The organism is Amycolatopsis sacchari (assembly GCF_900114035.1).
Lineage (GTDB): Bacteria > Actinomycetota > Actinomycetes > Mycobacteriales > Pseudonocardiaceae > Amycolatopsis_E > Amycolatopsis_E sacchari.
Genome location: NZ_FORP01000006.1, coordinates 231,863 through 251,764, shown reverse-complemented (window position 1 = coordinate 251,764; position 19,902 = coordinate 231,863). Strand labels below are relative to the sequence as shown.

Annotated in this window: 19 protein-coding genes; 5 read left to right on the top strand and 14 right to left on the bottom strand. The window is 71.0% G+C overall.

Annotated features, from left to right (window positions below; all coding sequences use genetic code 11):
• The first annotated feature begins 171 nt into the window (after positions 1-171).
• Both BMZ92_RS38160 and BMZ92_RS13370 read left to right on the top strand, forming a co-directional pair.
• Positions 172-501, top strand: coding sequence for a hypothetical protein (locus BMZ92_RS38160; protein ID WP_091506815.1), 330 nt, complete (start codon positions 172-174; stop codon positions 499-501).
• 7 nt (positions 502-508) lie between these two features.
• A complete protein-coding gene (locus tag BMZ92_RS13370; protein WP_091506813.1) occupies positions 509-916 on the top strand; it encodes a hypothetical protein in 408 nt (135 codons plus the stop codon).
• Positions 917-1,292: 376 nt separating this feature from the next.
• On the opposite strand, the gene BMZ92_RS13365 is transcribed toward BMZ92_RS13370, so the two are convergent.
• The 3 genes from BMZ92_RS13365 to BMZ92_RS13355 all read right to left on the bottom strand — a co-directional run bounded on the left by BMZ92_RS13365 (position 1,293) and on the right by BMZ92_RS13355 (position 5,088).
• The gene (locus BMZ92_RS13365; protein WP_091506811.1) at positions 1,293-2,465 is read right to left on the bottom strand and encodes an LLM class flavin-dependent oxidoreductase; all 1,173 of its coding nucleotides are present in this window, start codon (positions 2,463-2,465) and stop codon (positions 1,293-1,295) included.
• 110 nt (positions 2,466-2,575) lie between these two features.
• Positions 2,576-3,823: an MFS transporter gene (locus tag BMZ92_RS13360; protein ID WP_091506809.1), complete on the bottom strand. Its 1,248-nt coding sequence runs from the start codon at positions 3,821-3,823 to the stop codon at positions 2,576-2,578.
• Positions 3,820-5,088 carry a GH1 family beta-glucosidase gene (locus BMZ92_RS13355; RefSeq protein ID WP_091506806.1) on the bottom strand — a complete coding sequence of 423 codons (1,269 nt, stop codon included), beginning with the start codon at positions 5,086-5,088 and terminating at the stop codon, positions 3,820-3,822. Before BMZ92_RS13355 ends, BMZ92_RS13360 begins: the two co-directional genes overlap by 4 nt.
• A gap of 122 nt (positions 5,089-5,210) precedes the next feature.
• Between BMZ92_RS13355 and BMZ92_RS13350 the strand changes: the two genes are divergently transcribed.
• A complete protein-coding gene (locus BMZ92_RS13350; RefSeq protein WP_091506804.1) occupies positions 5,211-5,831 on the top strand; it encodes a TetR/AcrR family transcriptional regulator in 621 nt (206 codons plus the stop codon).
• A gap of 29 nt (positions 5,832-5,860) precedes the next feature.
• On the opposite strand, the gene BMZ92_RS13345 is transcribed toward BMZ92_RS13350, so the two are convergent.
• Positions 5,861-7,042, bottom strand: a complete 1,182-nt coding sequence (locus BMZ92_RS13345; RefSeq protein WP_091506802.1) for an amino acid deaminase/aldolase — start codon at positions 7,040-7,042, stop codon at positions 5,861-5,863.
• 83 nt (positions 7,043-7,125) lie between these two features.
• Between BMZ92_RS13345 and BMZ92_RS13340 the strand changes: the two genes are divergently transcribed.
• Positions 7,126-8,418, top strand: a complete 1,293-nt coding sequence (locus BMZ92_RS13340; protein ID WP_091506799.1) for a D-arabinono-1,4-lactone oxidase — start codon at positions 7,126-7,128, stop codon at positions 8,416-8,418.
• On the opposite strand, the gene BMZ92_RS13335 is transcribed toward BMZ92_RS13340, so the two are convergent.
• Both BMZ92_RS13335 and BMZ92_RS13330 read right to left on the bottom strand, forming a co-directional pair.
• On the bottom strand, positions 8,415-9,065 hold the full coding sequence (locus BMZ92_RS13335) for an NAD(P)H-binding protein (protein WP_091506797.1): 651 nt from the start codon (positions 9,063-9,065) through the stop codon (positions 8,415-8,417). The genes BMZ92_RS13340 and BMZ92_RS13335 overlap by 4 nt on opposite strands.
• A gap of 20 nt (positions 9,066-9,085) precedes the next feature.
• On the bottom strand, positions 9,086-9,724 hold the full coding sequence (locus BMZ92_RS13330) for a hypothetical protein (protein ID WP_091506794.1): 639 nt from the start codon (positions 9,722-9,724) through the stop codon (positions 9,086-9,088).
• 258 nt (positions 9,725-9,982) lie between these two features.
• Between BMZ92_RS13330 and BMZ92_RS13325 the strand changes: the two genes are divergently transcribed.
• The gene (locus tag BMZ92_RS13325) at positions 9,983-10,846 is read left to right on the top strand and encodes an HpcH/HpaI aldolase/citrate lyase family protein (RefSeq protein ID WP_091506791.1); all 864 of its coding nucleotides are present in this window, start codon (positions 9,983-9,985) and stop codon (positions 10,844-10,846) included.
• Between the two features lie 3 nt (positions 10,847-10,849).
• On the opposite strand, the gene BMZ92_RS13320 is transcribed toward BMZ92_RS13325, so the two are convergent.
• Genes BMZ92_RS13320 through BMZ92_RS13285 form a run of 8 tightly spaced genes read right to left on the bottom strand, consistent with a single transcriptional unit; the run spans position 10,850 to position 19,857 of the window.
• Positions 10,850-12,682, bottom strand: a complete 1,833-nt coding sequence (locus BMZ92_RS13320; RefSeq protein WP_091506788.1) for a hypothetical protein — start codon at positions 12,680-12,682, stop codon at positions 10,850-10,852.
• A gap of 30 nt (positions 12,683-12,712) precedes the next feature.
• Entirely contained in the window at positions 12,713-14,083 is a 1,371-nt protein-coding gene (locus BMZ92_RS13315; RefSeq protein ID WP_091506785.1) for an amidase, read from the bottom strand.
• Positions 14,080-14,832, bottom strand: coding sequence for an ABC transporter ATP-binding protein (locus BMZ92_RS13310; protein WP_091506783.1), 753 nt, complete (start codon positions 14,830-14,832; stop codon positions 14,080-14,082). Before BMZ92_RS13310 ends, BMZ92_RS13315 begins: the two co-directional genes overlap by 4 nt.
• On the bottom strand, positions 14,829-15,581 hold the full coding sequence (locus BMZ92_RS13305; RefSeq protein ID WP_091506780.1) for an ATP-binding cassette domain-containing protein: 753 nt from the start codon (positions 15,579-15,581) through the stop codon (positions 14,829-14,831). Before BMZ92_RS13305 ends, BMZ92_RS13310 begins: the two co-directional genes overlap by 4 nt.
• On the bottom strand, positions 15,578-16,384 hold the full coding sequence (locus BMZ92_RS13300; RefSeq protein WP_091506777.1) for an ABC transporter permease: 807 nt from the start codon (positions 16,382-16,384) through the stop codon (positions 15,578-15,580). The genes BMZ92_RS13305 and BMZ92_RS13300 overlap by 4 nt, the downstream gene beginning before the upstream one ends.
• On the bottom strand, positions 16,381-17,325 hold the full coding sequence (locus BMZ92_RS13295; RefSeq protein WP_091506776.1) for an ABC transporter permease: 945 nt from the start codon (positions 17,323-17,325) through the stop codon (positions 16,381-16,383). Before BMZ92_RS13295 ends, BMZ92_RS13300 begins: the two co-directional genes overlap by 4 nt.
• Complete coding sequence (locus tag BMZ92_RS13290; RefSeq protein WP_177228670.1) at positions 17,322-18,812, bottom strand: ABC transporter substrate-binding protein; 1,491 nt, start codon at positions 18,810-18,812, stop codon at positions 17,322-17,324. Before BMZ92_RS13290 ends, BMZ92_RS13295 begins: the two co-directional genes overlap by 4 nt.
• 13 nt (positions 18,813-18,825) lie before the next feature.
• Positions 18,826-19,857, bottom strand: a complete 1,032-nt coding sequence (locus BMZ92_RS13285; RefSeq protein ID WP_091506773.1) for a trans-sulfuration enzyme family protein — start codon at positions 19,855-19,857, stop codon at positions 18,826-18,828.
• Positions 19,858-19,902: the final 45 nt, after the last annotated feature.

The following is a 19,902-nucleotide window of genomic DNA, read 5'->3' as shown; positions in this document are numbered from 1 at the left end:
CCGTGTACCCCGGGCCGGTCGCCGCTCCCGTGCCGCAGCGGCTTCTCTTCGCGTCTGGTTCATCGCAATCTAGTTCTCAGTTCTCCGTGAGCGAGCGGGCACACCCCGCGATCACACAGAGCAACCGAAAGACCCGGACAGGCCCGAGACCGACAGAGCGGAGTTGACGCGGTGGAGTTCATGGACTCGATCCCGGCAGCACGTGCGACCGCCGCCCAGGCTCACCACCGCGTCGGGGCGGTGAGGACGGCGGCCCGCTCCGCGGTGCCGGCCGTGACCGACCCGCGTGCCGCGCAGGTGCGCCGTTACGAGGGCGGCCAGCTGGTGTGGCGCGTGCAGTGCGGCGACATGATCAACCGGGAACGTTGTGTGACGGTGCTCGTGCAGGACGACCAGGTGGTGCTGGTGGGACCGCCCGGGGAGACGGCGCGGCTGACCGCGGGCCAGCTCGGCCAGCTGCGGGCGGCGCTCAACGAAGCTGCGAAGCTGACGGAAAGGTAGTTCTGAAGTGGACCAGATTCTTGGGCAGGTGCTCCGCAACGCGGTGTGGGAGCGGCTCGACATGCTCGCCGACCTCGCCACCCGCGCCGACACGGACTCGCTGGTGTCGGTCGCCCGCTCGGAGCTCCCCCGGCTGACCGAAGGCTGGCGCGCGATGCTCTCGGCGCACGAACCGGACGAGCGGGGCGACTGCCCCACCTGCTCGACCCGGTGGCACCGCTGCAAGGCGCCGTGCTCGGTGTGGCAGGTGGCCCACGAGCACCTGGTCGCCGGCGGCCTCGCTCCCCAGCAGGACCTGCGGCGCACGTGGCGCCGGACCAGGGCGAACGTCCCCGCCCAGACCCGCGCCCCGAAGCCCACGCAGGCGGAAACCACGGGACGCCACGCGCTTATACCGCAGGTCGCAGCGCACTGACCGCTCGTCGATTAATCGTAAAAACCTGGCTCCAGACTCTGGCGGACAGTCCCCTCCGCCGCTATGTTGATCACCATGGTCGCTGGTTGCGAAATTGCAGACCGCAGCTTGCGACCGCCCCGCCCTTGACCGGGTGGCCCCGATACCCGCCCCTGACAGGGCGGCCCGAAACTCCGCGGGCCGGTGCCGTTGCACTCCCCTCCCCCGACCGGCACCGGCCCGCGGGCCCACTCCCACTCACTCGCTGCGCTCGTTTCGCGGCGGAGCGGGCCGGTCATCGTTTCCGGGGGGCGACCCCCCGGACCCCCACGGTGCGAGTTCCTCACCCTGCCGGGCGCTGGGCACGTGAACGTTGGACCAACACGGGCGCAGCTTCCTAGTCGGCCGCTGGCGCGGCCTCGTGTTTGGCGAACGCCGCGGACTGGGCCGCTTGCGACTCGCGTTCCCACTGGGGTTTCAGCGCGGTGGCCCAGTCGTAGTTCGCCCGGAGGCTGTCCAGTGACCCCTGGAAGACCGGTGCGACGTGCTGGGCGAACAGTTCGTACGAACGCAGGGTCGCCGCCCGGTCGGCCCAGTTGCCCTCGAAGATCACGAACGACCCGAATCCGCCCGACTGTTCGGTGAGCCGGTTGATCTGCTCGATCGCGTCGTCCGGGGTGCCGATCACGGCGAACCCGCTCTGCCGCACGGCCTCCACCAGATCGCTCACCCCGCTCATGTCGGGCAGCGCCGCCGATGTCAGCTTGGTGACGTAGCCGTGGACCCAGTCCTCGAGCCCGGCCGCGACGTTCGCCGCGGCCTGTTCGCGGGTCTCCGCGAGGTGCACCGGGCAGACGAGGCGCCAGGAACTCCGGTCCACGGTCTGGCCGAACTCCCGCGCTCGCTGCCCCAGCACGTCCCAGTGCCAGGCCAGCGCGTTGAACCCCTCGGGCTGGGTCGCGGCGGCCGACAACAGACCGGCGCCGAACCTCCCCGCCAGGCTCGGCCCCGAGGGCGAGGCGACCGCTGTCACCACGATCTCGAACCTCGGGCGCGTGTAGGGCCGCAACTGCAGCCGGGCGTCCCGCAGCTCGAACCAGCTGGTCTTCCGGTTCACGGGTTCGTCGCCGTCGAGCAGCGCCACGATCGCTTCGAGCGACTCCTCCATCATGTCGCGCGCCCGGCCGAGGTCGACGCCCAGCATGTGCGCGTCGGCCGGGAGCGAACCGGGACCGACACCGAGCATGGTCCGACCGCGCGTGAGGTGGTCCAGCAGCACCATCCTGTTCGCGACGTTCAGCGGGTGGTGGAACGGCAACGTGATGGCGCCGGTGCCGAACCGGATCCGCCGCGTGCGCTCGGCGGCGGCCGCGATGAACACCTCGGGCGAGCTGATCGTCTCGTACCCACCGCTGTGGTGCTCCCCGATCCAGGCTTCGTCGAAACCGAGGTGGTCGAGGTACTCCATCAACTCGACGTCACGCCGCAGCGCGAGCGTCGGGTTCTCGTTGCGCGAGTGAAAGGGCGGGTGGAACACCCCGAACCGCGTCGGGTGCTGGCTGTCGCTCATGGAACCTCCGTTGGGTGTGCACCTTCCAACGTGAGCGTCCCGAGACGTGGTGCCGGCCGAGCTCGCCTGGGGCCCGTTCGGTCCCGTTACCTGCGCCAAAGGGGAACGCGCTAACGGACTGTTTTCACCCCCGCCACGGCGCCTCCGGCCAGTAGCGTCGCGAGGCCAGCGGCCGCGAAGAGCGCCGGGTAGCCACCCAGGTCGGCCAGGATGACGGTCGCCAGCAGGGGCGCGATGACCTGGGGCAGCAGGTTGGCGATGTTGATGACCCCCAGGTCCTTCGCGCGGTCCTGCGCCTTCGGCAGGACCTGCGTCAGGATCGCCAGCGCCACCGCCCAGTAGGCGCCGAAGCCGACGCCCAGCAGCGGGGACGCCGCCAGCGCCGCGGGCCACGTCTGCCACGTCGTCAGCGCGAACGCCGCCGCGGCCATCACCACCACCGACAGGTACACGTACGGCTTGCGCCTGCCGGTCTTGTCGGACAGGTGCCCGACCGCCACCCCGCCGATCGCCAGTGCCACGCCGTAGAGGCCCATCATGATCAGCAGGCCGGTGTCCGGATCCGGGTAGTGGACGGCGTCCTTGAGGAAGTACAGCAGGAAGAACGTGCCGAGGCTGTTGCCGAGGTTGATCAGGAAGTGGCAGCTCCACGCCCAGGCGAAGTCCGGGTGGGCACGCGGTGACACCCACAGCTCCGCCAGCACCTGCCGCCAGCCGTGCGGGGGTCGCCAAGTCCTCGGCAGCGCGAGGTCGGGGGTCCGGAACACGAACACCGCCGCACCGAGCAGCACCAGCACGGCGCACGCGACGTAACCACCCGGCAGGCTCGTGACCACCACCGTCACCAGCACCGCGCCGAGCACCGTGCCCAGCATCTGGCTGATCCCGACCAGACCACCGATGTGCGCGCGCTGCTCCACCGGCACCCGGTCGGGCACCGCCGACGTCAGCGTCGCGAGCATCCCGTTGAGCCCCGCCTGCACGACGCACCAGCCGATGGTCATCACCAGGACGTTCGGCGCGAGCGCCAGCACCACCAGACCCACCGCGCCGACGGCCGCCCCCAGCAGCGTCCACGGGTGCCGCCGGCCGAAGCGCGACCGCGTGCGGTCCGAAGCGAGGCCCACCAGCGGGTTCGCGATCAGCGAGACGACCGCGCCGACGCCGGTGACGATCCCGAACACCAGTTCCTTGTCCGCCGCGTCGAGCAGCTCGGCCTGTTCGGGCAGCAGGATCTGGATCGGCGCGTAGATCCCCAGCCAGAGCCCGATGTTCGCGAGGAACAACAGGGTCGTCCAGCCGGGCCGGACCCGGGTGACCGGTTCGGCCAGCGCCGCGGGCAGTTGCGTTTCGGTCATCGGCTCACCAGTTCCCGGTACCAGGCGAAGGAGTCCTTCGGCGTGCGGCGCTGCGTCTCGTAGTCCACGTGCACGAGCCCGAACCGCGGCGCGTAGCCCTTGGACCACTCGAAATTGTCGAGCAGGGACCACACGAAGTAGCCCCGCACGTCGACCCCCGCGTCCATCGCCGCCCGCAGTGCCGCGAGGTGCCGTTCGAGGAAGTCGATGCGCTCGGGATCGTGCACCCCGTCGAAGCTGCACCCGTTCTCGGTCACGTAGACCGGTGGCAGTTCGTACCTCGCGGCGAAGCGGACGAGCAGCTCCCGCAACCCATCGGGCACGATCGGCGAATGGTTGGTGGTGCGGGGAAAACCCTCGATCGGGCGTAGTTCGAACGGCAGCGGGTTGCCCTCGCCCGGGGCCGCCGCGCCCTGCGGTTCGTAGTAGTTGACCCCGTAGAAGTCGAGCGGCTGCGCGATCACGGGCAGGTCGTCGGCACAGTCCGGCGGCAGGTACGGCAGTAGCTCTTCCGGGTAGCGGCCGAGCAGCACGGGATCGGCGAACAGCCCGTTGAGCAGCGCGTCCAGCCAGTCCGCGGCCGCGCGATCGGCTTCGCTCCCGCTCGCGGGCCACACCGGCGAGTGGTGGTTGGCGGTGCCGACGCTCGTCGCGCCGGCGGCACGCAGCACCCGCACGGCGAGCCCGTGGGCGAGGTGCTGGTGGTGGGCGGTCGGCAGCGCGTCGAGCAGCAATGCCTTGCCGGGGGCGTATTCGCCGATCGCGTACCCGTAGACGGTCGTGACCACGGGTTCGTTGAGCGGGATCCACATCTTCACCCGATCAGCGAAGGCGTCGGCGAGGATCGCCGCGTAGTCCTCGAACCGCGAGGCGGTGTCCCGGTTCAGCCAGCCGCCCGCTTCCTCCAGTTCGAGCGGGAGGTCCCAGTGGTAGAGGGTGCCGACCGGCGCGATCCCGGCAGCGCACACCTCGTCGAGGAGGCGGTCGTAAAAGGCCAGGCCACGGGGGTTCGCCGGGCCGGAGCCACCGGGCTGGACGCGGGGCCAGGCGAAGGACATCCGGTAGGCGTCCACCCCCAGGTCCGCCATCAGCGCGACATCGTCGGCGTAGCGGTGGTAGTGGTCGGTCGCGTCGCCGGCGGGCTCCGGGCCGAAACCGTCCCAAATGGACGGACCACGGCCGTCCTCGCCGGGAGCCCCCTCGATCTGGAAGGCTGAGGTGGACACGCCCCACACGAAATCCGCCGGGAAGATCAGGTTTTCCACTGCCGCACGACCTTTCGCCGAGCAAACATGAAAAGTTCTCATACGATAGCCCGTTCCCTCAACCGGGGGGAAGCGTTTCGGCACGCTAAAGTCGCAGTTCAGAAGCACAGGAGGAGCACAACGTGTCGGACACCCAGGCGACCCCGCTGCGCCGGCAGCCCGTGCAGCAGCGCAGTGCGAAGCGGGTCGAGCAGATGCTGGACGCCAGTGCCCAGCTGATCGACGAGATCGGGTACGACGCGTTGACCACGACGCTGATCGCGAAGCGCGCGGGCGTCGCGGTCGGCTCGCTGTACCAGTTCTTCCCCGACAAGCGCGCGGTCGTGCAGGCGCTGACGCAACGCAACCTCGACCGGTTCATGGCCGTGGTCAGCGAGCGGCTCGCGTCGGAGGACCCGTCGCACTGGTGGGACGTGGTCGACTCCATCCTGGACATCTACCTCGACATGCACCGCACGGTGCCCGGCTTCGCCAAGGTCCACTTCGGTGACGTGGTGGACCGCCAGCTGCTCGACGACAGCCGCGACAACAACAAGGTCATCGCCGACTCGCTGACCGAGCTGGTGCGCAGGTACATCGAGACGCCGGGCGAGCGGCTCGCGCTCGCGGTCTCGGTGGCCATCGAGATGGCGGACGCACTGCTGAAGTTCGCCTTCGCGCGGGACCCGCAGGGCGATCAGGAGATCGTCGACGAGACCAAGCACGTGATCAAGCTGTACCTCGCGAACCGGCTGGGCGAGTAGTCCACACCCCTGTGGACAACCGGGGTGGGTCAGCCGAAGTTCTGCTGCTCGCCGCGGTAGGTCGGGACGGTGCGCACCACCTGGCCGTCGACGACGATGTGGTAGTGCGTGAACCGCTCCGCGAGCTCCCCCGCCTTCGCGTGCCGCAACCACACCCGATCGCCCAACCGCAGGTCACGGGCCGCTTTTCCGCGGACGGGGGTCTGCACCTCGCCCGCTCCTTCGAGCGGCAGCAGCTCCAGCCCGGCGGGCAGGTACGGCGCCGGCAGCCGCGATTTCGACGGCGGCCCGGACGCGATGTAACCACCCGAGAACAGCGTGGCGATGTTGTTGGTCGGCTTGTGGACAACCGGTAGTGCGAAGAACGCGGCGGGTCGCGGCCGGAACCGGGTGTAGCCGTCGAACAGCGTCGAACCGATCAGGCCGGACCCCGCGGCGACCTCGGTGACCGCACGCTCGGCGCTGGTGAGTTCGATGCTGCCCGAACCGCCGCCGTTGACGAACTCCAGTTCGGCCACCTCGCGGACCGCGCGCACGGCCGCGGCCCGGCGCCGCGCGAGTTCCGCGGCCGAGCGGCGCTGCATCCAGCGCACCGCACCGTCGGTGCGGGACCCGGTCGCGTCGGGGAACCCGGCGATCTGCCCCTCGTACGCCATCAGCCCGACGAGCCGGAAACCCTTGCGCGCCACCACTTTCCGCGCGAGGTCCGCGGCCTGGCGGGGGCTGAACACCGGGGACCGGCGCGTGCCGACGTGCACCAGCCCGAACGGCCGCCACGACGCGTCGAGTTCCAGGCAGACGCGGACCGGCGGGTGGTCGTGGCCCGCCGCCGCGTCCACGACGTCGAGGTGCGCAACCGAGTCGATCATGATCGTGACGGTCTCGCGGGCGCGTTCGTCGCGGACCAGCCTGCGCAGCGCGCCGTGGTCGACGGTCGGGTACGCGACGAGGATGTCGTCGCTGGTCCCGTTTTCGACGTGCCACAGCGCCTCGGCCAGCGAGTAGCACATCAGCCCCGCGAAACCGGGTTTGGCCAGCGCGCGGTCGATGAGGTAGCGGCAGCGGATCGACTTGCTGACCAGCCGGATCGGGGTACCGTTCGCGCGGCGCACGAGGTCCTCGGCGTTGGCGTCGAACGCGGCCAGGTCGACGACGGCCAGTGGCGGATCGAGATCCTTCGTGGCCAGGTCGAAGACGTCCGGCGAGGTCATGCGAAGTACGGTACGACAACCGGGGTTGAAAAGCGAATATCTTTCACTTACCTTTCTGCCATTCCGACACGAACGGGCAAGCGATGAACCGGTGGAGCAACTGGGCGGGTACCGCGACCGCCGACCCCCAGCGTGTGCATTCGCCGCGCAGCGTGGCCGAGATCGCCGAGGTCGTGGCCGCTTCCGCGGCCGCGGGACACCGCGTCCGGCCGCGCGGCAGCGGGCATTCGTTCACCCCCATCGCCGTCGCCGAAACCGACGCGATTGACCTGAACGAGTGGACCGGCATCGCAGCGGTCGACGCCGGGACGCACCGCGTCACCGTGCGGTCGGGGACCACGCTGAAGCGGCTCAACGCAGAGCTCGACCGGCTCGGGCTCGCGATGACGAACCTCGGGGACATCGACGCGCAGACGGTCGCGGGCGCGATCTCGACCGGGACGCACGGCACCGGCGCGCGCCTCGGCGGCCTCGCGACCCAGGTCGTCGAGCTGGAACTGGTGCTGGCGGACGGTTCCGTCGTGCAGTGCTCGGCGGACGAACGGCCCGAGTTGTTCAGCGCCGCGCGCGTCGGCCTCGGTGCGCTCGGCGTGATCACGACGGTGACCCTGCAGTGCGAACCGTCGTTCGTGCTGCACGCGCAGGAAGGGCCGGAGCCGCTGGAGCAGGTGCTGGAGGGCTTCCACACCTTCGCCGAGGAGAACGACCACTTCGAGTTCTACTGGTTCCCATACGGCAAGAACGCGCTGGTCAAGCGCAACAACCGGACAGCGGAGCGGCGGCCGCTGAGCCGGCTCCGGGAGTTCGTGGACTACGAGATCATGGAGAACGTCGCGTTCGGCACGCTGTGCCGGACGGGTCGCCTCATGCCACGGCTGATGCCTTCGCTGGGCCGGTTCGCGTCGGCGGCGTTGTCGTCGCGGGAGTACGCGGACGTGTCGCACCGGGTGTTCTCGACGCACCGCGGGGTGCGGTTCGTCGAGTCGGAGTTCGCCGTGCCGCGGGAGTCGCTGCACCACGTGCTGGCGGAACTGCGGGCTCTGGTGCCACGGCTGGAAAACCCGGTCGCCTTCCCGGTGGAGGTCCGCGTCGCCGCGGCCGACGACATCTGGCTGTCCACCGCACACGGCCGGGACTCCGCGTACATCGCGATCCACCAGTTCGTCGGCATGCCCTACCGCGAGTACTTCGCGGGTTTCGCGGCGATCGTCGCGGAGGTCGGCGGCCGCCCGCACTGGGGGAAGATGCACGACCTGGACGCCACGGCGCTGCAGAAGCTGTACCCGCACTTCGACGACTTCGTCCGCGTACGCCGCGAAGTGGACCCGGCCGGTGTCTTCAGCAACCCTTATCTGGAAAGGGTTCTCGGCTCCTAAATCCGCGCGATCGCTTCGGCGATCGGGGTGTTGCCGCCGACCAGTTCGAGGGTGCGGCGGAACGTCCGGCCCTCTTCGAGGATCGCGATGATCACCGCGGCCACGTCCTCGCGGGAGATCTCGCCGTAGTCGACCTCGTCGGCGAGGTGGACCTCGCCCGTCGGCGGTTCGTCGGTGAGGCGGCCGGGACGCAGGATGGTCCAGTCCAGGTCGCGCCCGCGCAGGTCGTCCTCCGCGGCGGCCTTCGCCTCCAGGTACGCGGCGAACACCTCGTCGGTACCGGGGCGGGGCGGCTTGCCGACCCCGATCGAGCCGATCTGCACGTGCCTGCGGACTCCGGCCCGCTCGGCCGCCGCCGCGAACAACGCCGCGGCCCCGCGGTCCACGGTGTCCTTGCGGGCGATGCCGCTGCCCGGGCCCGCGCCGGCGGCGAACACCGCGGCGTCGGCGCCCTTCAGGACCTCGGCGACCTCTTCGACGGAAGCGCTCTCCAGGTCGAGCACCACGGGCTCCGCACTGGAGTCCCGCAGGTCGGCCGCCTGGTCCGGGTTCCGGATCAGGCCCACCGCCTGGTCACCGTTCGCGGCCAGCTGCCGCTCCAGGTGCATCGCGATCTTCCCGTGCCCGCCGGCGATCACCACTCGCATGAGGCCACCTTATGCGGCGCTCAGGCCACCGGCAGGTCGTAGGAGGCGAGCAGCTGCTCGTAGACCATCTCGTTGATCCAGCGCGACACCGGGTCCTGCGGCAGCAGCGGCTGCTCGCGGCGACCCGACAGGTCGAGCGCCACCGTGGCGTCGGCGTCGGCGGACACGACGGACAGGCCGTAGGAGCGGGCCCGCGGCAGGCAGTTGTCCACGTAGTCCTTGCTCAGCACCGCCGAGGACGGCAGCACCATCGCGGCCTCGCCGTAGCGGGCGAACGGCACCGTCGCGGCCATGCCCGTGCGCCAGTGGCGGGCCACCGACAGCACCCCGACGATGTCGGCGGCGGGCGGGGGCGCGGTCGGCGCGAACTCGGGCCAGGTCCACGTCGCGACGGTGGTGCGGTCGGCGACCGGGCCGATGCCGCAGGCGATGCGCTCGGCGTGCACGTCGGTGCGCAGGCGTGCGACCACGCACACCCGGCGGCCGAGGATGGTCACCTCGGGCAGCACGACGCCCTTCCAGCCCAGCTGCGCGGCGGCCGCGCCCGCGAGGTACGAAGTGCTCGCCGGCAGCTCGACCGGCGGCACCACGCGGGTGGGAAAAGACCGGGTTTCGCCGGCCACCACCGCATCCCCGGTGTGCCCTGGTGTAACCGCCACGAGTCCGCCTCCTTTTGCCTGCTTGGTCCTGCGTGCCGTTCCCCCTCGTGAAAACTGGCACATGAATTGAGTACCAGTGCGCGGCCCGCGGGTCTTCGGGTTGGCGGACCAGCTGCGATCGGCGGCGCCCGACGGTCGGTGGCCGGTCGATGAGCGGTCATCGGACTTCAGTCCGACCCTGCGACTAAACGGGTGACGGCAGGCCGAACGGTGCTACTCAGAGGATTTGCGCGTGTCAGAGCCCATTAGGGTGCTGGCATGACCGAGCTGAAACCGCGGCGGTCCGTGCTGTACATGCCGGGCGCGAACGAGCGGGCACTGGAGAAGGCGAAGACGCTGCCCGCCGACGGGGTCGTCCTGGACCTGGAGGACGCCGTCGCCCCGGACGCGAAGGACGCCGCGCGCGAGCGCGTGTGTGCCGCCGCCGCGTCCGGCGACTACGGCAGGCGCGAGGTGGCGATCCGCGTGAACGGCCTGGACACCGCCTGGCACGACGCGGATCTGCGGGCCGCCGCGCAGGCCGGTCCGGCGGCGGTGGTCGTGCCCAAGGTGAACTCGGCACGCGACGTGCACGACGTCGAGAAGGCGCTGGCGCGTGCCGGAGCGCCGGACCGCACGGCGATCTGGGCGATGCTGGAGACGCCCGTCGCCGTGCTGCACGCGGAGGAGATCGCGGCGGCGAGCGACCGGCTGACCGTGCTGGTGCTGGGGACGAACGACCTGGCGAAGGAGCTGCACGCGGAGTCCGTGCCGGGCCGGGCGCCGCTGCTGGGCAGCCTGTCGCTGTGCCTGCTCGCCGCGCGCGCCACGGGGAAGGTCATCCTCGACGGCGTCTACAACGACGTGCGGGACGCCGAGGGTTTCGAGGCGGAGTGCCGGCAGGGCAGGCAGTTCGGCTTCGACGGTAAGACGCTGATCCACCCGTCGCAGATCGAGCCGTGCAACCGGATCTTCGCCCCGTCTCCGGAGGAGGTCGAGCGGGCGCGCCGGATCATCGAGGCGTTCGACGAAGCCGAGGCGGCGGGCCGCGGCGTGGTGACGGTCGACGGCCGCATGGTGGAGAACCTGCACGTCGACGAGGCACGGCGGGTGCTCGCGCTCGCGGCCGCGCTGGAGCCCTGACCTTCAGCAGCCCGGCTCGTGGAGCCAGTCCAGCGCCTTGCGGGCCGCGTTGGACACCATGCGGTCCGGGTGCGCGACGACCATCGACTCCAGCACCTCGCGCGTGCGCGGGTGGCCGCAGATCGTCGCGTCCGCGAGGAACAGCAGTTGCGCCGGGCGGGGTTGCGCGGCGAACTCCTCCAGCGCCTTCTTGCGGCCCGCCGAGCGGATGCCCGCGGCGAGGACGTCGACCATCGTGTAGGTGCGTTCGCGGCCGCTGACCTCGCTCGCGTCGATCAGCCCGGCGTCGAGCAGCCAGCTCAGCGCCGCGGGGCCCGCCGCGGAGTGGTCGCGCAGCGAGGAGATCGCCCCCACGCCGTCCTCGCCGTACTCGGCGAGCAGCTGGAACGCGAGCATCCGGTGCCCGAAGTCGTCCGTGCGGGCGGCCAGCTCGGTCAGCTCCGCGATCGCCCGCTCGGGCGCCCGCGCCCGCAACCACCGCCGCGCGCCCTCCTCGAACGCCTCCTGCGACAGCGGACCGACCCGGGCGAGGAACACCTCCGCCGTCTCGCTCGCGAGGTCGTCGAGGGTGAGCGTCGGGATACCGGCGCGGACCCTGGCGTCGTACATCACGCGCGTGCCGAGCGGGCGCATCCGCACGACCTGCCGTTCCTCCTCGGGCACGTCGTCCACCGAGTCCACCCCGGCGAAGTCGAGCAGGTCCTCGTAGTGCTCCTCGGTCGCCGGGAACAGCTCCACCAGGCCGAACTCCGCGAGCCGGTCCAGCACCCGCAGCACCGGGCCGGCGTCGGCGCAGCGCCAGCTCAGCTCGCCGAGGTCGTCGAGGATCTCCACGAGCATGGGGACCGTGGCGCAGTCGTTGTCGGCCTGGATGGATTCGAGCAGTTCGTAGGCCAGGTGCCGGTCGGCGGCGCGGCGGACCGGACCGCCGTAGCCCGCGATGACGTGCGGCACCGCCACCCGCCACAGCGCCAGCGGATCGGCGAGCAGCGGCGCGGCCCGCTTCACCCGGACCAGCCTGCCCTTGAGCACCCGGACGACGCCGGCGGTCTTCGCCAGCGAGACCAGGTCTCCCGGGTCGGGTTCGTCCAGCCGCTCGGCGAGGTCTCGGGCGTCGGGCTCGGCGAGCCTGCCCTTCGCGGCCAGCTCGCGCCCGTCGCCGACCCAGTCGACGAAGCGGCGCAGGCGCCGCACCACCCGGGTTTCCGCCGCGTCGGCCGCCAGTTCCTCTTCGGACGCCAGCGCCAGCACCGGCGTCGGCTCCAGCGGCTCGACCTCGGCGTCACCCTCGTAGTGCCGGTACGCGATCTCGTGCAGCAGGTCCTGGTCGACCTCGACCTCCCCCTGCTGCACCCGGTCGATGAACTCCTGCGCCTCGAACTCGTCCAGCGGGTCGACGCCGTGCTCGGCCATCACGACCGCCCAGAACTTCGCGAGACCGAAGTTCGCCGGCTCGCGCATCGCCTCGTCGAAGCGGTCCGCGACCCCGCGCAGGAAGACCCGCAGCACCTCGGGCGGGTCGCTGCGGTCGTCGAACAGGTCGGCGTCGTCGAAGAAGTCCAGCAGCGCCTCGATCGTCGACAGCACCGCCGACGAGTGCGGGTCGAGCAGCACGACCTTGCGCGGGAACCACGTCAGCAGCGCGCCACGCAGCACCTCGCGGGTCCACCGGCCGAGCAGCCCGTCCCGCTCGAACCGGTAGTCGAGCAGGGCACCGGCGACCACGGGGTCGACCACCCGCTGCCGCATCTGCGACCACGCGTCGAGCTCGACGAGCAGGCGCTGGCGGGCGTCGACGAAGTCCTCTTCGTCAGCTCCGGTGTAGACCATGCGCATACCGACGATGGTCTCAATTTCCGCCGCCGATTACACCTGGGCGGAGCGTTGCGGTCCGCGAATTCCTTCGAATGCTGCAGCGAGGCGGAGCACGCCGACGTCGTCGAAGCGCCGTCCGGCCAGCTGCAGGCCGATCGGCAGGCCCTCCGAGGTGTATCCGCAGTTCAGCGACACCGCCGGTTGTCCTGACATGTTGTAGGGCACCGTGAACGGAATGTGTTCGAACGGGCGTCGCGGGTCGTTGGTCGGGGATGCCCAGTCCGCGGGCGGCGGGGACACCGGGCACGTCGGGGACAGCACGAAATCGAAGACCTCGGTGGCCCGCAGCGCGGCGACGCTCATCGCGTCGATCTGCGAGAAGCCGCGGTAGGCCGCGACACCGGAAACGTCCGCCCCGCCGCGTGCCCACTCCGCGATGTAGGGCAGCACCTTCGCCTGCCGCTCCTCCGGCAGAGCGGTGAGGTCGCACCAGGCGCGAACCCGCCAGAACGTGTCGAGCCCGTCGAGCATTTCGCGGGTCAGGAACGGTTCCAGCGGCTCGACGACCGCACCCGCCGACTCCAGCAGCCGCGCGGCTTCGACGACCGCCGCCCGGATTTCCGGCTCCACCGCCAGCCCCGCGCCCGGCTCCAGCTGCAGCCCGATCCGCAGGCCCTTGACCTCGCAGGCCAGGTCCGTCCACGGCAGTTCGGCGGGCGGCAGGCTCAGGTGGTCACGCGTATCCGGCCGCGACAGCACACCCATCAGCAACGCCGTGTCCGCGACCGTGCGGGTGAGCGGACCGGCCACGCGCCCCAGGAACGGCGGGTCGACGGGCACGCGCCCGAAGCTCGGCTTGAACCCGACGAGCCCGCACCACCCCGCGGGCAACCGGATCGAGCCGCCGATGTCCGTGCCGACGTGCAGCGGGCCGTACCCCGCCGCCGCGGCCGCCGCCGCGCCCGCGCTCGACCCGCCCGGCGTGCGGTCGAGGTCCCACGGGTTGCGGGTCGGGGTGTGGAAGCTCGAAAGTCCGGATGTCAACATCCCGAAGTCCGGCATGGTGGTCTTCGCCAGCAACACGCCACCGGCCTCCCGGACGCGGGCCGCCGCGGGAGCGTCCTCGGCCGCGGGGACCAGTTCGGTGGCGGCGGTGCCGAGCGGAACGGGGGTGCCGCGGGTGGCGATGTTCTCCTTGAGCGTCAACGGAATCCCGTCGAGCGCGGCCGCCCGCCCCGAACGCCACCGCTGTTCCGACTCCTTCGCCGCCGCGCGGGCCTGCTCGGGTTCGTAGGCGTACAGGGCGTGCAACCGCGGTTCGAGGCGGTCGATCCTGGCCAGCACCGCTTCGGTCACTTCGACCGGGGACAGGGTGCCCGCCCGGTAGTGCGCCAGCAGGTCGACCGCGCTCTCGAACATCATCGCCCTCTCAGCCGCTCCAGTTCCGCGTGCAGGTTCGGCGCGGCCGCGATGAGCTCCCGCGTGTACGGGTGCCGGGGCGCGGAGTAGACGGTGGCGACCTCGCCCCGCTCCACGATCTCCCCGTGCCGCATCACCGCGACCGTGTCACAGATCCGGCGTACCACACCGAGGTCGTGCGAGACGAACACGAGCGTCAGGTCGAAGCGGGCGACGAGGTCCGCGAGCAGGTCGAGGATCTGCTTGCGCACGGACACGTCCAGCGCGCTCACCGGTTCGTCGGCGACGAGGACGCTCGGCCGGGGCGCGAGCGCGCGGGCGATCGAGATGCGCTGCCGTTGTCCGCCGGAGAACTGGTGCGGGTAGCGGTCGCCGCTGTCGGCGGGCAGGCCGACCGCGGCGAGCATTTCCGCCACGCGGGCCCGGTCCGTGCGGCCGAGCGGTTCGCTGATGATGTCGCGGACGCGCATCCGTGGGTCGAGCGAACCCATCGGGTCCTGGAAGACCACCTGCAACTCCGACCGCAGGAACCCCAGCCTGCGTTCGGGCAGGTCGTCGATCCGCTTGCCCTGGAAGGAGATCTCACCGGACGTCGGCCGGTCTAGTCCGGCGAGCAGGCGCACCAGCGTCGACTTGCCGGAGCCGGACTCGCCGACGATCCCGAACCGCTGCCCCGCTTCGACGGTCAGCGAAACCCCGCGCAGCGCGTGCACCCGCTGGTACCGCCGGTGCACGTCACGCAACTCGATCACGCCGCCTCCAGGTCGCTCGCCGCGAGGAGCTTCCGCGTGTACTCGTGCCGCGGTTCCGTCAGCACCTGCCGCGTGGTGCCCTCCTCGACGATCTCCCCGTCGAGCATCACCAGCAGCCGTTCGCAGACGCGGGCCACGACGGCGAGGTCGTGCGTGATGAACAGCAGCGCGCTCGACCGCTCCGCGACGCCGACGAGGATCAGGTCGAGCACCTGCGCCTGCACGGTGACGTCGAGGGCGGTCGTCGGCTCGTCGCAGATCAGCAACGCCGGGTCGTTCGCCAGCGCGATCGCGAGCACCACGCGTTGCCGCTGCCCGCCGGACAGCTGGTGCGGATACGCGCGGAAGACGTCGGGCAGACCCACCGACTCGAGCAGCCGTTGAGCGGTCTCCCGCGCGGGCGCTCCGCGGTTGTGCAGCTTTATCGACTCCGCGACCTGACGGCCCACGCGCATCAGCGGGTTGAGCGCCGACATCGGCTCCTGGAACACCATGGCCAGGTCGTTCCCCCGCAGCCGCGACAGCTCGCGCTCGCTCGCCGACAGCAATTGTTTCCCGTGGAACACCACCGAGCCCGTCGCGTGCAGCTCCTCCGGCAGCAGGCCCATGACCGCGGACGCGGTGAGGGACTTGCCCGAGCCCGACTCGCCGATGAGCCCCACCCGTTCACCCGCGCCGACCTCGAACGACACGTTCCGCACCAGCGCCTTGTCCCCGGCGAAGACGGAAAGCCCATCGACGGTGATCATCGGCGCTCCAGTCGTGGGTCGAAGCGGTCACGCAGCCCGTCGCCGAGCAGGTTGAACCCGAGCACGGCGATGGCGATCGCGATCCCCGGCACGAGTGCCAGCCGCGGCTGCACCGCCAGCAGTTCCTGCGACTCCTGCAGCATGCGCCCCCACGACGGCGTCGGCGGGCGCGTGCCGAACCCGAGGAACGACAACGCCGCCTCGGCCAGCACGGCGATCGCGAACGACACCGAGCACTGCACGATCACCAGCCCCGCGATGTTCGGCAGCACGTGCCGCCGCGCGACGAACGGCCGCGACCGCCCCGCTGACCGCGCCGCGAGCACGTACTCGGTGCTCATCACCTGCAAGGTCCCCGAGCGCGCGATCCGCGCGAACGACGGGATCGTGGCGAAACCGATGGCGATCATGGCGGTCACCGTGCTCGCCCCGAACACCGCGCCGAACATGATCGCCAGCAGCAATGCGGGGAACGCGAGCACGAGGTCGTTGACGCGCATCACGAACTCGCCGAGCCACCGCCGCGACATCCCGGCGAGGATGCCCAGCGGCGTCCCGACCACCGCCGCGACGCCGACCGCGATCACCCCGACGTACAGCGTGGTGCGTGCCCCGACCATGAGCTGCGAGAACACGTCCCGGCCGAATTTGTCGGTACCGAGCCAAAAGTCGGCGCTCGGCCCCGACAGCCGGACGGCCGCGTCGACCTGCAGCGGATCGTGCGGCGTCCACACGAACGACACCAGCGCCGCCAGCACGACCAGCCCGACGAGCACCGAGCCCGCCCACAGGTTCCGGTTCACCGCCTCACCCGCAACCTCGGGTCGATGAGCACGTACAGCACGTCCACCAGGTAGTTCACCAGCAGCACCAGCACCACCAGGACCAGCACGATCCCCTGCACCGTCAGCAGGTCACGCGACGACACCGCGTCCAGCAGCATGCTGCCCAGCCCCGGCAGCACGAACACCCGCTCGACCACGACCGCGCCGATGAGCAACGTCGTCAGCTGCAACCCCAGCACCGTCACGACCGGCACCGCCGCGTTGCGCAACCCGTGCCGCAGCAACGCGGGATACGGCCGCAGCCCCTTGGACCGCGCCGTGCGCAGGTAGTCCTGGCCGAGCGTGTCCAGCACCGCCGAACGGACGTAACGCGTGAGCACGGCGCCCTGCACGAGCCCGAGCGAAAGCGCGGGCAGCACGAGCCCGCGCAGGAACTCGCCGGCGTCCTGGTCCGGTGGCGTCCAGCCGCCCGACGGCAGCCACCGCAACCGCACCGCGAACACCTGCACCAGCAGGATCCCGGCGAGGAACGCGGGCACCGCGACACCCAGCTGGGACACCCCGGAGATCGCCGCGCCGGACGCCCGGCGGTGCCACGTCGCGGCCAGCGTGCCGAACGGCACCGCCAGCACCAGCGCCACGAGCATGCCCGCGCCGACCAGCCACAACGTCACGCCGAGCCGGTCGGCCAGCTGCGGCCCGATCGCCTCACCGGTGACGTAGGAGCGCCCGAAATCCCCGTGCAGCACCCCGCCCAGCCAGCTGAAGTACTGCGTGACGAGCGGCCGGTCGAGCCCGAAGGCGTGCCGCGTCTGCGCCAGCAGTTCCGGCGTCGCGTTCACGCCGAGCGCGACCTGCGCGGGGTCACCGGGCAGCACGGCGAGGAACGCGAACACCACGATCGACGCGATGAAAGCGCTTACCAGGAGGATCGCCGTCCGGCGCAGCAACGCGGTCATGCGCGCCCCAGACCCGTGAGGTCGAAGGACTCGCTGACCTGGTTCGGCGCCAGCCCGGTCACCTTCTTCTTCGCCACCACGACGTTCGGGAACAGGAACAGCCAGTCGGCCGCGGCATCGGTGGTGATCGTGCGCGCGACGCGCTTCATGTCGTCCACCTGCTGCTGCGGGGTGCCCGCGTCGGCCTCGGCCAGCAGCCGCCGGACCTCGGGGCTGTCGTAACCCCAGTAGTACTTCGGGTTCCCGAACGTCGTGATGTCCCGCGCCTCCACGTGCTGCACGATCGACAGGTCGAAGTCGTGGTCGGTGAACACCTGCTTCAGCCACACCGCGGGGAAGTCGAGCGGCTCGATGGACACCTTGACGCCGACCTCCGCCAGGTCCGACTGCACCACCTGCGCGGCCGACACCGCGTACGGCAGGTTCGGGATCCGCAGCCGCAGCGAGAGGTTCGGCTGCCCGGCCTGCGCGAGGAGCGCCTTCGCCTCGTCCGGGCGGTACGGGTAGTACGTCGACAGGTCCTCGTACCAGGGGTCGGTGGGCGGCACCATGCTGCCGATCAGCGTGCCCCGGCCGGCCCACGCCGTGTCGAGCAAGGCCTTCCGGTCGATCGCGAGCGTGAGCGCGCGGCGCACGCGGACGTCGTTCAGCGGGGCGCGGGTGCCGTTGAACGACAGCACGACCTCGCCGTTCGTGGTGCCCTGCAGGACGGTGAACCGCGTGTCGGCCTCGAACTGCGGGATCGAGTCGGGTGCCGTGATCGTGGAGATCACGTCGATCCCGTTGCTGAGCAACGCGTTGTTCAGCGCAGTCGGGTCCTTGATGTACTTCAGCACGACGGTCCGGTACGCCGGTTTCGCGCCCCAGTAGCCCGGGTTCTCCCGCAGCACGATCGAATCACCGCGGCGCCGCTCGGCGACCACGTACGGCCCGGTGCCGACGGGTTTGTTCGCCAGGTCCGCGACCCCGGTCGGGCTGAACATCGCGCCGACGCGCCCGGTCATGTCGAACAGCCAGCCGTTGCTCGGTTTCTTGAGCACGACGCGCGCGTGCAGCGGGTCCACGACCTCGACGTGGTCCACGACGTCCATTTTGGACTTGATCGAGATGGACCAGTCGGTCTTGACGCGTTCGACGGAGAACTTCACGTCCGAGGCGGAGAACGGCGCCCCGTCGCTGAACCGCACGTCCGGCCTCAGCTCGAAGTCGTACGTCTTCCGGTCGGGGCTGATCGTCCAGGACTTCGCGAGCAGCGGCACGATCTCACCGTTCGCGTCGAGCTTCACCAGGCCCTCGTAGACGTTGTAGAGCAACGCCTGCGGGATGGCCGTCCCGTCCGTGCGGGTGAAGTCGAAGTTCTGCGGCTCGGCGGCGAACCCGACCGAAAGGGTGTCCGGCCCGCCGCTCACCGACGCGGTGGAGCCCGCCGAGCACGCGGTCGCGGGCAGCAGCAGCGCCAGCGCCAGTGCCAGCGTCCGGACCTTCATCACCGCTCCAAGCTCAGCCGAGTGCCCGCTCCAGATCCCGCCAGAGGTCCTCTGGATCTTCCAGCCCGACACTGAAGCGGATCAAGCCCGCAGGCAGGTGGGATTCGGCCGCGTACATCGACCGCCGCTCGACGAGGCTCTCCACCCCACCGAGGCTCGTCGCGTGCACGATCAGTTCGAGCGAGGCGCAGAACCGGTCCGCGGCCTCGGCGTCGGCCAGTTCGAAGGCGATCATCATTCCCTGCCCCGGGTACCGGACGCGGGTCACCGCTTCGTGCTGCGACAGCCGTTCGGCCAGCAGCGCGGCTGTCTTGGACTGCTCCGCGAGCCGGACCGGCATCGTGCGCAGGCCCCGCAGCGCGAGCCACGCCTCCAGCGCGCCGGGCGTCGCCCCGTTCCGCGTGCGCGCGTCGCGCAGCTCCCGCGCGAGCGTCTCGTCCTTGGCGATGGTCACGCCGAGCAGGAGGTCGCTGTGCCCGCCGATGAGCTTCGTCGCGCTGTGCACGACGACGTCCGCGCCCTCCGTCAGCGGCCGCTGCACGAGCGGGGTGGCGAACGTGTTGTCCACCACGACCTTCGCGCGGCGGCCGGTGAGCGCCGCGTAGTCCATGAGCTGCAGCATCGGGTTGGTGGGCGACTCGATCCACAGCACGTCGACCTCGTCGGCCGCCGCCTGCCACGCCGCGGTGTCCTCCGGGTCGAGCTGCCGCACGGTGAAGCGGCCCTGCTTTTCGGCGTGCTCCAGCAGTCCGCGCGTGCCGGAGTAGCTGACCGTGGGCACCGCCACGCCGGCGCCGATCGGGAACAGCTCGAACACCGCCGCGATGGCCCCGATCCCCGAGGCGAAGGCCGTGGCGTAGCCGCCTTCGAGCGAACCGACGGCCTCCTCCAGCGCCACCCACGTCGGCGTGCCGCTCTCGCGCGCGTAGGTGAAGTCGCCACCCGCGACGTACGTGCTCGTCGCGACGAGCGGGGTGTTCAACGGCTCGCCCGGAGCCGCGGGGCGGCCCGCGGCGATCGCACGCGTGCGGAGTGACCAGTCCATGCCCTGAGCGTAGAGACCACTGGAAATGCGATCGGGACACCGGGT